Source organism: Chryseobacterium kimseyorum (genome assembly GCF_025971945.1).
GTDB lineage: Bacteria > Bacteroidota > Bacteroidia > Flavobacteriales > Weeksellaceae > Chryseobacterium > Chryseobacterium kimseyorum.
In genome coordinates, this window is record NZ_JAPDHW010000003.1 from 1 (window position 1) to 12,243 (window position 12,243).

General features: G+C 36.0%; 11 protein-coding genes. 6 read left to right on the top strand and 5 right to left on the bottom strand.

Features of this window, described 5'->3' with window-relative positions; genetic code table 11:
- The first annotated feature begins 249 nt into the window (after positions 1-249).
- The 4 genes from OMO38_RS05025 (at position 250) to OMO38_RS05040 (ending at position 3,597) form a co-directional block, all read left to right on the top strand.
- The gene (locus OMO38_RS05025; protein ID WP_264749127.1) at positions 250-819 is read left to right on the top strand and encodes a cob(I)yrinic acid a,c-diamide adenosyltransferase; all 570 of its coding nucleotides are present in this window, start codon (positions 250-252) and stop codon (positions 817-819) included.
- Between the two features lies 1 nt (position 820).
- A complete protein-coding gene (locus OMO38_RS05030) occupies positions 821-1,459 on the top strand; it encodes a tetratricopeptide repeat protein (RefSeq protein WP_264749128.1) in 639 nt (212 codons plus the stop codon).
- Complete coding sequence (locus tag OMO38_RS05035; protein WP_264749129.1) at positions 1,460-2,086, top strand: thiamine diphosphokinase; 627 nt, start codon at positions 1,460-1,462, stop codon at positions 2,084-2,086.
- Between the two features lie 119 nt (positions 2,087-2,205).
- A complete protein-coding gene (locus OMO38_RS05040) occupies positions 2,206-3,597 on the top strand; it encodes a type III PLP-dependent enzyme domain-containing protein (RefSeq protein WP_047442472.1) in 1,392 nt (463 codons plus the stop codon).
- Positions 3,598-3,742: 145 nt separating this feature from the next.
- Here the strand turns inward: OMO38_RS05040 and OMO38_RS05045 are convergent, their stop codons facing one another.
- The gene (locus OMO38_RS05045) at positions 3,743-4,402 is read right to left on the bottom strand and encodes an HAD family hydrolase (RefSeq protein WP_264749130.1); all 660 of its coding nucleotides are present in this window, start codon (positions 4,400-4,402) and stop codon (positions 3,743-3,745) included.
- 261 nt (positions 4,403-4,663) lie between these two features.
- Between OMO38_RS05045 and OMO38_RS05050 the strand changes: the two genes are divergently transcribed.
- Together OMO38_RS05050 and OMO38_RS05055 are read left to right on the top strand one after the other, a co-directional pair.
- Complete coding sequence (locus tag OMO38_RS05050) at positions 4,664-5,512, top strand: bifunctional helix-turn-helix domain-containing protein/methylated-DNA--[protein]-cysteine S-methyltransferase (protein ID WP_264749131.1); 849 nt, start codon at positions 4,664-4,666, stop codon at positions 5,510-5,512.
- Positions 5,513-5,623: 111 nt separating this feature from the next.
- Positions 5,624-6,232: an alpha-ketoglutarate-dependent dioxygenase AlkB family protein gene (locus OMO38_RS05055; protein WP_264749132.1), complete on the top strand. Its 609-nt coding sequence runs from the start codon at positions 5,624-5,626 to the stop codon at positions 6,230-6,232.
- Positions 6,233-6,438: 206 nt separating this feature from the next.
- On the opposite strand, the gene OMO38_RS05060 is transcribed toward OMO38_RS05055, so the two are convergent.
- The 4 genes from OMO38_RS05060 to OMO38_RS05075 form a co-directional block, all read right to left on the bottom strand.
- On the bottom strand, positions 6,439-8,298 hold the full coding sequence (locus tag OMO38_RS05060) for a CocE/NonD family hydrolase (RefSeq protein ID WP_264749133.1): 1,860 nt from the start codon (positions 8,296-8,298) through the stop codon (positions 6,439-6,441).
- A 116-nt stretch (positions 8,299-8,414) separates the two neighbouring features.
- Positions 8,415-11,186 (bottom strand): outer membrane beta-barrel family protein, encoded by a 2,772-nt coding sequence (locus OMO38_RS05065; protein ID WP_264749134.1) that lies wholly within the window; start codon positions 11,184-11,186, stop codon positions 8,415-8,417.
- 96 nt (positions 11,187-11,282) lie between these two features.
- Positions 11,283-11,702, bottom strand: a complete 420-nt coding sequence (locus OMO38_RS05070; protein WP_264749135.1) for an SH3 domain-containing protein — start codon at positions 11,700-11,702, stop codon at positions 11,283-11,285.
- 6 nt (positions 11,703-11,708) lie between these two features.
- Positions 11,709-12,200: a BON domain-containing protein gene (locus tag OMO38_RS05075; protein ID WP_264749136.1), complete on the bottom strand. Its 492-nt coding sequence runs from the start codon at positions 12,198-12,200 to the stop codon at positions 11,709-11,711.
- Between the last annotated feature and the right edge of the window lie 43 nt (positions 12,201-12,243).

Consider the following 12,243-nt stretch of genomic DNA (forward strand, 5'->3'; position numbering starts at 1 on the left):
TTTGCAACAAGCTTTTAAGGATCTGTTTCGGTGTAGTGAAAAACAAAATAGCTTATCAGGCAGATTATCAGAAAACCTTAAAATTTTAACTTAAAGAATTTGCAGATTAACATAGAACATCAGGGCTAGGAATTCAGTTTTTTTCAGAACATTTGGGTTTTCATTTTTTACTTTTTGTAAAAAAAACTATTTTAGTAAGGTGAAAAAAGCCGTATTAATTGGGCATTCAGAAAAAATGATAATTTACCTATGAAAATATACACCAAGACAGGAGATAAAGGCCAGACCGCTTTGTATGGCGGAACTAGAGTTTCGAAAGCCAGCGCAAGAGTTGACAGCTATGGAAATATTGATGAACTCAATTCATTTATCGGGATTTCGAAAAGTCATATTACGGATGAAGAGGTTTTAAAACAGTTGAAGAAAATTCAGTTTGATTTATTTACTGTTGGTTCTGAGGCCGCAACTCCGGTAGACAAACTGATGCTGGCGAACGGAAAATCACGACTCCCATTAATTATTTCTGATACCGAAATTGAAGAACTCGAAAACTGGATGGATGCTTTTGAAGAAAAATTAGAGCCGCTTCAATTTTTCATCCTTCCGGGTGGTGGTAAATCAGCGACTTTTTTACATGCTGCAAGAACGATTTGCAGGAGAGCAGAACGTTCATTGGTTTTCTTAAATGAATCTGAGGAAGTACGTCCTGAGCTGATTAAATATTTAAACAGACTTTCAGATTATCTTTTCGTCTTGGCAAGATACATTTCAAAAATCAACAGTGAGCCGGAAGAATACTGGAATCCGAATGAAAGATAAGATGAAGAAAATATTTCTGTTATTCTTTTTTCTGATTTCTTACTCTGTTTTTTCTCAGGACATTACGGTTTATTTGGATGAGGGTGATGAATTGATTTCGAAAAATAAATTTGCTGATGCCGAAAATATTTTCAGAAAAGGTTTGAAAGAAAATCCCCAAAATCCGATCTTAAAATCGCAACTGGCTTTGACGCTCATTAATCAGGATAAAAATGATGAAGCTGGAAAAATAATTGAAGAAATCCTGGCTCAACAACCGGAATTTACCGCGGCACTTTGGTATGGCGGTATTAATTATTTCAGTAAAAAAGTTCCGGATTTCAGAAAAGCAATTTCATATTTTGAGAAAGCGTATCCTTTGATTGATGCCAATTCTCCACAATATTTTGCTGTGAATTATTACATCGGCAGATCTTACAGAAAACTGCTGTACAGGGAGGGTTTAACGTATAATGAAGTCGACAGAATGCTTGAAACGTACAGGAAATATATCGAATTACAGCCCAATGCCGATGACCTCATTGACGCGAAGAGTTTTGTGAAAAAAGTGGAAGAAAAAAGACCTGGCAAAAACGTAGGGAAATGGATCATTACGACGGAGCAGAATGTTGAAGAATTAATAAAAAAGACATTAGAGTAAATGAAGAAAGTTTTGTTGTTCATCAATGGTGATGCCCCGAAATCATTCCCCGATCCTGAAAAATATGATCTGATTGCGTGTACAGACGGCGCATTTCACTATCTGAAACAGTCGGGTTTTCCTTTGGAAAAGTTAGATTTCATTTCAGGTGATTTTGATTCTCATTCCGGTGCAGATGAGAATGTTTATGAAGATAAGTTTATTTACACTCCGGATCAGGAAAAAACCGATTTCCATAAAGCGCTAGAGATTATTGAGGAAAAAGGTTTTAAAAATATCGACGTTTTTGGCGGAAGTGGAGGAGAGCAGGATCATTTTCTGGGAAATCTGACGGTTGCTTACAGCTTCAAAGAAAATTTAAACATCAAATTCTATGATGAATTTTCAGAGTATTTTTTTATTCCTAAAACTTTTGTTTTGGAAGATGTGAAAAATAAACTCATTTCATTGTATCCATTTCCCACCACAGAAGGTGTTACGACTACGGGTCTGAACTGGCCATTAACCCATGAAAATCTGAATATTACCACAAGAATCGGGACGAGAAATTTTGCCGTTGAAGATCATGTTTCAATTGAATATCAAAAAGGAGATGTACTCGTGTTTGTGGGTCGGAATTATCTCTGATTTTTACATAGAAAATAACGATTTCAGTAATTTCAAATCTGTGAAAACTTTAAGAAAATTTAAAACTAAAAAATCAAACTTTTTTAGCAATTTTGCATTCTTAATTCACTTGTCAAAAAATGAAAATAAAATACTCGGAACTTATTGATCAGACATTGTATTTTCCAACGGAAGAATTCAATGTTTCTGAGAACAATTTGTCTTTTCACGATATTCCTTTAATGGAAGTTGTTGAGAAGTTTGGAACGCCTCTTAAGGTAAGTTACCTCCCGAAGATTTCTCAAAATATTCAGAAAGCAAAAGGCTGGTTTAAGGAAGCTTTTGAGAAAATCGATTACAAAAAAAACTACAGATACTGTTACTGTACAAAATCCAGCCATTTCAAATTTGTGATTGAAGAAGCTCTGAAGAATGATATTTCGATCGAAACGTCGTCAGCTTACGATATGGATATTGTAAAATCGCTTTACAACGAAGGTAAAGTGACCAAAGATATTGAAGTGATCTGCAACGGTTTTAAAACCGATGATTATCTGGCGAAAATTTCAGATATGATCAACAGTGGTTTTGAGAACATCACGCCAATCTTAGATAATTACCGTGAGCTTGATAAGTTAACGGAAAGCATTGATACCACTTTCGACATCGGAATCAGAATTGCTTCTGAGGAAGAACCGAAATTTGAATTTTATACCTCAAGATTAGGAATTGGGTACAAAGACATTATCCCATATTACAGTCAGAAAATTGCAGAACACCCGAATGCAAGACTGAAAATGCTTCACTTTTTCATTAACACCGGAATCAAAGACACGGCGTATTACTGGAATGAATTGTACAAATGTCTCCGTGTGTATGCACGTTTAAAGAAAATTGCTCCCGAAGTTAATTCATTGAATATTGGTGGTGGTTTCCCAATTAAAACTTCTTTAAATTTCGACTACGATTACCAGTATATGGTGGAAGAAATCGTTTCTCAGATTAAAAAATTCTGCGAGGAAGAAGGAGTGGAAGAACCCAATATTTATACAGAATTCGGAAGTTTCACGGTAGGGGAAAGCGGCGCGAATTTATATAAAATCATCTCTCAGAAACGTCAGAACGACAGAGAAAAGTGGAATATGATCGATTCGTCTTTCATGACCACACTTCCCGATACCTGGGCGATTTCAAGACACTTTATCATGCTTCCGTTAAACCGTTGGGAAGATTCTTATGAAAGAGTTTTCTTGGGCGGATTAACTTGTGATTCTGATGATTATTACAATTCAGAACAGCACACCAACGCCATTTACTTACCTGTTTTCAGCGATACAAAACCTTTGTACATTGGTTTTTTTCACACAGGAGCATATCAGGAAACAATTGGCGGTTACGGTGGTGTACATCACTGTCTAATGCCACAACCAAGACATATTCTGATTCAGAAAGATGAAAATGGAGAATTCCAATATGAAATCTTTAGAGAAAGACAGGAACCTGAGGATATTTTAAAAATATTGGGTTACTAAGTCATTGCGAGAAGCGAAGGACGAGGCATTCTAATCAATAGAAATGAGTTTGTCAAAGGAAGCCCGTTTCATCAAATAAAAATTCAATTGGCTTTAGCCAAAACCTGTAACAAATGGCTCTCAGATTTCTGAGAGCCATTTGTATTTAAAAGAATTTTGACATCCTATCAACTTCCAATTCAGTATAATCCGAAACAATCATATTTGCCAGACTGTAATTCTGATTATGGGTATGATAACTCTTATAAGCTGAGCAGAAAATGCCAGCTCGGTGAGCCGCTAAAATTCCATTAGTAGAATCTTCAATTACCATACAGTTTTTTATATTTTCACCCGCCATTTCTGCTGCTTTAATGAAAATTTCAGGATGAGGTTTTGATTCTTTTAAATCAGCACCGCTAATTTTTCCGCTGAAATATTTTTCCAGTCCGAATTTATCGAAAACCATATTGATCGTGGTCATCGTAGCTGATGAAGCCAAAATTAAAGTAATTCCGTTTTCGTAATAATGTTGGATTAATTCTCGGACTCCCGAAATTAAATCAAATTCTGAGTCGTTATAAAAGTAATCTTTAAAGTGCGCTCTTTTGATTGCAGCAATTTCTTCATAGGTTTCAGAAAGACCAAATTTCTCAATTAAAGTATCGCAAACTTTTTTCGTAGAGGCGCCTGTGAGAGAGGTGTACAATTCTTCGGAAACGTCAATTCCCAGTTGATTAAATGTTTTGAAATACGCTTTTCTGTGCAAAGGTTCTGTATCTACAATAACGCCATCCATATCGAACAGCACAGCTTTTAAGGACATGTTTTGAATTTTGTACAAAGGTAGGGAAATTTGCATGGAAGCATTATGATGGGCGGGCAAGTTTAAACTTAGGTTATTTAAATTGTTACTGCAAAACTTTAAGCATCCATCTTCCGACTTTAAGCCGTCTCCAAAATTATTCATAACTTAAATCAATATTTTAATTATAAAACTGTTTCAAAATAGATTTTGAATTCCACATGAAATGGATTTTTTCTTTCAGTTTTTCTTTGGACATTTGTAAAACAAAACGGAATGAAAATGTCGACACAAGACGAAATAGATTATCAGAGAATTGCCAAAGCAATAGATTTTATTCAAAGCAATTTCAAGCTTCAGCCCAATCTGGATGAGGTTGCTGAGAAAGTAAATTTAAGTCCGGCACATTTTCAGAAAATATTTACAGATTGGGCAGGCACGAGTCCGAAAAAGTTTTTACAGTTTATCAGTCTTGAACATGCAAAAAGTTTACTGAAAGAAGAAAAAGCCACGCTGTTTGATGCTGCACTGGAAACCGGACTTTCAAGCACGAGCAGATTGCATGATTTGTTTGTGAAGATCGAAGGAATGTCTCCCGCAGAATACAAAAATGGTGGCAAAAATCTGAAGATTAATTATAATTTTTCTGAAAGTCCGTTTGGAAAAATCATTACCGCTTCTACCGAAAAAGGAATCTGCTATATGGCCTTTGAAGAAAACAGTGAAAAGGCATTTAGGGATTTGGTCAATAGATTTCCCAATGCCTCTTTTTACGAAAAACAGGATGAGTTTCAGCGAAATGCTTTATCAATTTTTAATAAAGACTGGACGAAACTTAGTACTATAAAATTACATTTAAAAGGAACCGATTTTCAGCTTAAAGTCTGGGAAAGTTTACTTAAAATTCCAATGGGAAAATTATCGACGTATGGAAATTTAGCCAATGAAATTGGTAATCCAAAAGCTTCAAGAGCTGTCGGAACTGCGATTGGAAGTAATCCGGTAGCATTTTTAATTCCGTGTCACCGAGTGATACAGTCTTCAGGTAAGATTGGCGGTTATATGTGGGGAAGCGACAGGAAGCAGCTGATGATTGGTTGGGAAAGTTCGATGGTTTATGATGGTAAATAGATTGTAAAGTGAAATTTTGTCTCACAGATCACACAGATTTTTATAGATTTTTGTGTCTGTCTGAGAAAATATTTGTGCTTTTTATGTTTAATATTAAAAGTAAATTTAAAGATGAATTTATTCGACGACTTACCAAATTTCCCCATCAGTATTCTTCCTATTGACGGAATCACGGAGTATTACGGCAGAGTATTTTCCAGTGAAGAATGTGAAAAATATTATCAGTATTTATTCAGTCAAATCCCTTGGGAAAATGACGAAGCAGTGATTTTCGGAAAACTGATTTATACCAAAAGAAAAGTCGCATGGTTTGGCGAAAAACAATTTGAATACACCTATTCCAAAAGAACAAAATATGCAAAACTTTGGACTCCGGAATTAATAGCTTTAAAACAGCGATGTGAAGAAGTTTCGGGCGAAAACTATAATTCATGTCTGCTGAATCTATATCACGACGGAAGTGAAGGAATGGCCTATCACAGCGACGGCGAAAAGGATTTAAAAAAGCACGGCGCCATTGCTTCTTTAACTTTCGGAGCAGAGCGTAAATTTTCATTCAAACATAAATTCTCCAAGGAAAGGATCGATTTGATGCTCGAAGACGGAAGTTTACTCGTAATGAAAGGCGCCACGCAGGAAAACTGGCTTCACAGACTTCCGCCTACTACCAAAGTGAAGACTCCGCGTGTGAATCTGACTTTCAGAACGATTGAGGAATAAGTCATAACTGTACAGTATTCTTGTCATGCTGAAAGCATCTCAACATACGTTTCTAACTTCGCTTAGATCCTTTAAGACAACTAACTGTATATTTTTATCTCGCAGATTGAGCAAATTTAGCAGATAGTTAAGAGGAAGAATCAGCTTCATCAGCTAAATCCGTGAGAGCTATAAAAAAAGCTGTTCAAAACGAACAGCTATAATTTTTATTTCAAAACATTAACTTCAATCGAAGAATCTTCAAACACTTTAATGAAAGCTTTCGTGTAATCTTCTTTCGTTGCCATGTTCGGATTGTCTAAAAACTTCTGCGGATTTACCGAGAAAAGCGGAAACCATGTTGAAGAAATCTGAATCTGAATTTTGTGCCCTTTCTTGAATGTATGCACCACATCCTGCAATCTGAAATTCACGGCCGTCTTTTGAATGGCAACCAAAGCTTCCGGTTTTTCTCTAGAATTTCTGAATCTTGCAGGCATAATTTCACTTCTGACCATTTGATGGTAATTTCCGTAAACCACACCTTCTTTCTTTTCCGTAGGTTTGAAATCTTCGGGATAAACGTCAATTAATTTGACCGCAAAGTCTGCATCGGAGGACGTTGTAGCAATATTTAATTTTGCTGAAATTTCTCCGGCAAACGTCATATCTTCTGTCAGAACATCTGTAGTGAAAGTCAGCACATCTGGTCTTCCGACAGCGAATCTCTGGTCTTCCGACATATAATTTCGTGGGGTAAATCCATTAAAATCTTTCAGATTGTCTGAACTTAATACAGGATTACTGGGGTCACTGTAATATTCCGAAGCACCTTGTCCGGAAGTATTTTTTAAGGTGTTATTTGCTAAGTAAAAATTAACTTTCTGAGCATTTTTCGGAGGGTATTGGGCAAATTCTTTCCATTCTTTCACTCCGGTATCGTACATCAGAGCTTCCGGCAAACCGGCGTCTTCTTTCGTATTTCCTTTTAAATAATGGTTAAAAAATTTAGTCTCGATATTTTTCTGATAGTATGTTGCAATGCTGTCTCCAAAATAAATCTGATTATGAAAATGTTTTCCCTGCTCGTAAGCCCACGCTCCATGAGAGAAAGGTCCCATGACGATGGTGTTTTTAGCTTTCGGACTTGTCTTTTCAATTGTTTTATAAATATTTAAAGGTCCTGAAAGATCCTCAGCATCAAACCAGCCACCTACAGTCATTACCGCATGATTTACGTTCTTCAGATGAGGTAAAAGACTTCTTTTCTGCCAAAACTCATCGTAGTTCGGATGATTCATAATTTCGGTCATGAAGAAGTTGTTTCTGTAATATTTTTCATAACCGTCTTTCAAAGTTCCCATTTCTCTGTAGAATTTCAAACCGTCCTCAGACGTAGATTTAATCATAGAATCAGAATACCATGCTTTCTGTTCGGGCTTGGTTTTCTGAACTCCGAAAACAGGAAACGTTCTGAAATACCCCAACATAAATTTCCCGTTGTGAAGAAAATCGTCATTCCAGAAATCAGAAATTGGAGCTTGCGGAGAAGAGGCCACCAATGCAGGATGCTGCGCTAAAGTTCCTACAGCAGTGTAAAACCCCGGATATGAAGTTCCGTATTGCCCAACTTTTCCGTTATTGTCCTTGATGTTTTTAACGAGCCAATCGATGGTGTCGTAGGTATCGGTGCTTTCATCCACATCTTTTTTGGTTTTACGCTCCACCTGAGGTGTCATATTGGTAAAAGTTCCTTCACTCATGTATCTGCCACGCACGTCTTGAAACACAAAAATGTATTTGTCTTTCATTAAATACTGATTCGGGCCCAACTTGGTTCTGTATTCATTTTCACCGTAAGGCGCAATACTGTAGCAGGTTCTCTGCATCAGAAATGGGTATTTTTGCTTTTTTGAAATATCTTTTGGAATGTAAGCAATCGTAAAAAGTTTAATACCGTCACGCATCGTGATGTAAAATTCTTTTTTGGTGAAATTATCTTTGACGAAAGTATCAGGTTGAGTGACATTCTGTGAGTTTCCAAAGCAGAAAACAAAAAGCAGAATGAGAGAAAAAGGAATCTTCATTTTTTAAATTTGTCGCTAATTTATTAATAAAAAACAAATGCTTCCGATTTATTTAAAAAGAAAATGACCAGAATTGCTTCTGATCATTTTCACATATATAATGGTTGGTTTGGTCGTTATTTGGCTTCAGTTTTTTTACCCGCGAACTTGTTCAGTTTCATTGTGAGTGAAAACATTACGTAACGTCTTAAAATCAGATCTTCACGGTCTTCAAAATTGGTTGGCGTAATTGTTCTTCTCACACTTTGGTTTTGGTTGAGTACATCATACACTTTTACTTTTGCCGTAAGCTGTTTGTTGAAAAATGAATATCCCAAACTCGTGTTCCAGAAGTAGAAATCTCTTTTGAAACCAGGTGCAATGTTCGATGTCGTGTTGTATTCAAAATCATTGCCAAATACCAGTTTTGTTTTGAAAATATAGTTGGTGAGTTCAAGTTTTAATATCTGGTTAGCAGTCTGAACTCTTCCTATATCGTAATTGGTGTAATCGGAAAAATTATATCCTAATGTATAAGAGGGTTTTACGGTAATTTTATCTTTGATTTCGTAAGTTAAATTAAATCCGGGATTGAAAGAGTACGAGTCACTGGTATATTGCACTGCATTAATAAATCCGCGGCTGTAATTGTAGCTCATATTAAATCTAGGGTTGAGTGTAAGTTTGTTTTCTTTCCATTTAAACGTTTTAGAAAAACCACCGCCCAGATTGATGTTTTTGTTACCGCTCACATTGGTATAGGTTACAAACTGTTTTCCTGAATCATCGAAATACGAGTAGTTGACGACATCATTATTTCCATAAATAAAATTTAGATTAATGTAGTAACTGATGTTTTTGATCATATTAAAATTGTTATAGTACACGTAAGAACGGTTACTCCACGAATTTTGAAGATTGGGATTTCCCTGGTAGGCAATCAGAGGATTTACAAAATCAACATACGGCGTCAGCTGGTTGGCTGTTGGAACTGTATATTGTGCACTGTGAAAGAAACTCAGTCTTTTATTTTTCGAAAAATGATACTGAAGATTCATACTATAATTGGGAAGTACGAAATTTTTCTGCAGATCAAAACGCTGACCGTTATAAATCGAATTCACCTTCATATCAGTAATTTCAAGTTCTGCATTGGCCCAAATACTGATTTTGTCTTTGTTGAGTTCGAATCCCAGTTCAGGTGAAATTTCGTTGATTTTCTGGTTCATCAGGTTAGATAAATCATTGTTATAGCTGGAGTACTGTCCGGTATTCTGATCAAAATCATTCACTTCACGAAGGTTTCTGTCGGATTTGTTTTCATAATTTAAATTCAGACTTACATTGGCAGAATCTGAAATGGGTTCTGTATATCCTGCACTGAACCTATAACTGTTGGTCTGATTTTTATTTTTTGCGAGCTGGTTTCGTATATCGTTCGGTTCCGAAGTTTGATAAAATATAGTCTCAGATTTATTAGTTTGATCCTGTTTTGCTTCGGAGATGTTAGAATTTAAATTGGCATATACGGATCTTCCTTTTTTTCTGAATTTTTTATTTAAATAAATATTGGGAGTGAAAGAATTGTTCTCGGAATCTGTGCTTATGTAAGAATCGCTCTCATTCAACAAAAGATTATTTCGCAGTGTATTTGATTTTGAATTGTTAAAATTAAAACTTTCTGTTCTGGAAAATGAGGGTGAAAAATAAATGCTCGTCATCGAGTCAATTTTTATCTGTGCTGAAGTATCAAAACTGTACTGTCTGTTTTCATTTTCACCATTGCTTTCAGCATTGGTTTTTAGCGTATAGTCCGGAAGTAATGTCGTCCGCGAAACCTTCGATCTCGTTTCCAGATTGCTGTCAGAATGCATTAGACTGAAGGTATTAAGATCTACATCTTTAGCAAGTTTGTCGCTGTAGTTAAAGCCTACAGTAGTAGATCTCAAAATTCCTTTGGTGTTGTTACCGCCCTGAGTATAGTAGATGTTATTTCCTACGGTCACAACGCTTCCACCCTGCATCATCCAGGAATTCCTGCCGTGTCCCATACTGTCGAAAACTTCATCATTTGAAAAACCTTGAGAGTTGATGTTATTTGATGATGCAAGTAAGCTGATTTTAGTGTCATTTTTAAAATAACTTAAAAGTGCACTCCCTTCGTATCTTTTATCTGAACCATATCCTAAGGTCAGTCTTGAGATCAGACCTTTATTCTTCTTTTCATCGATATTAAAATTGATCGTGGTATTGTTTGATTTGGCAGCTTTCCCGCTGAGTTCTTCTTCTTTTGTCTTAGTAGTTGTAAACTGAATGTTTTTAATGATATCTGCCGGAAGATTTTGAAGGGCGATTTTTCCGTCTTTATCGAAAAATGGTTTTCCATTGATCATAATCTGGTCAACTTCTTTTCCGTTAACGGTAATTTTTCCGTCGTTATTGATTTCCACACCGGGAATTTCTTTTAAAAGTTCCTCAATTTTACTGTCGGGGCGAACCTTTATGGCAGAGGCGTTAAATTCGATCGTATCTTTTTTGATTTTCACAGGAGAAGCGGAAAGTGTAACCTCTTCGATGTTGAAAACTGTATTCTTCTCTAGTTCAATTTCTCCCAAAGAAAAAGATGTATTGATTGTTTCATAGTTTTTTGAAAAAGAAATCAGTTTATCCGCATCAATTTTCAGTACTGCAGGTTCCTGAATGTCATTGGTTTTTAAAGAAAATTTCCCTTCACGATTGGTAGCAGTGTAGTTTATGATGGACGAATCTTTTTGTTTAAGAAGATAGACAGTGGCATTTTCTACAGGCTTTTTTTCGAAATTAGAAACTTTACCATCGATGCTGAACTTTTGTGCATTGAATAATAATGTGTTGAATGCAATGAACAGCAACAGTAGAAATTTTTTCATCTTAATATTTTTGATGCGCAAAAGTATAAAAAAAACATCCCCAAAAGGGGATGTTAAACGTTAAATATTTCTAAAAAGCGTGAGTTTTATATTAACTTAAGCTTTTAAATATCTTGAGTATGCGTAACCTTCCTGTCCGTCAGCAGTTTTTACTTTCCACCAATCGTCAGAAGTCTGCTCTACTAAAGTTACAGAAGAACCTTTTGAAGCTTTTCCTACAACAGCAGCTTCTGTAGAAGGCTCCTGTCTGATGTTTAGATTAGAATCTTCAGTAGCAATAGTTAAAGTCGCTCCCGCAGCTAAACCTGCAACCTGTACATCAATATTAATGTCTGAAGCAGAATAGGTAGAATCGATAGCTCCTAAAGCATTCCAAACCGCATCTTTCGCTGCAGTATTAGAGGCATTTCCAGAAACATAAAGAATTCCGTCCTGCTCCTGAACCTGAAGATTTGAAACTCCTGCAGACTGAGCTGCAGAAACAACACTAGAATATTTGTCTTGTAAAGTGCTCATGTCTAATTATTTTACGGTATAGTTAAAGTTTACTTTTCCAACTTTCAAAGCGTCAACAGACTCTTTGATTTTTCTTGCCTGTGCAGGAGATGCAGTTCCTGTAAGTGTTAACTCACCATTTACTGTTTCAACTTTTACAGATGGGAAGTCTTTCAACGCATCTTTTACTTTTTGCTGAACCATAGGATCTGCAGCTGTAGTAGTTGTTACAGGCTCAGATTGAGTTACGGCAGGAGCAATAGTTGCCATATCGTGTACGTCTTTTACACCTTTAATTTCTTTTAGAGATTTGATAGCTGCGTCTTTTTCAGCCTGTGTAGCAAATGTTCCGCCTAAGTGCGCAACACCTTCTTTAATTTCTACAGTTGCCGCAGGATTAGCTGCAACGATAGTAGTTGCTGATGTCTGAAGTTCAGCATCAGAAACTTTCTTTTTACACGAAATGGATCCAAACGATACTGCCAAAGCTAAGGCAGACATTGCGATTGTTTTTTTCATAATTGATTTAATTTAATGTTTTAATTAGACTCAAATGTAATAA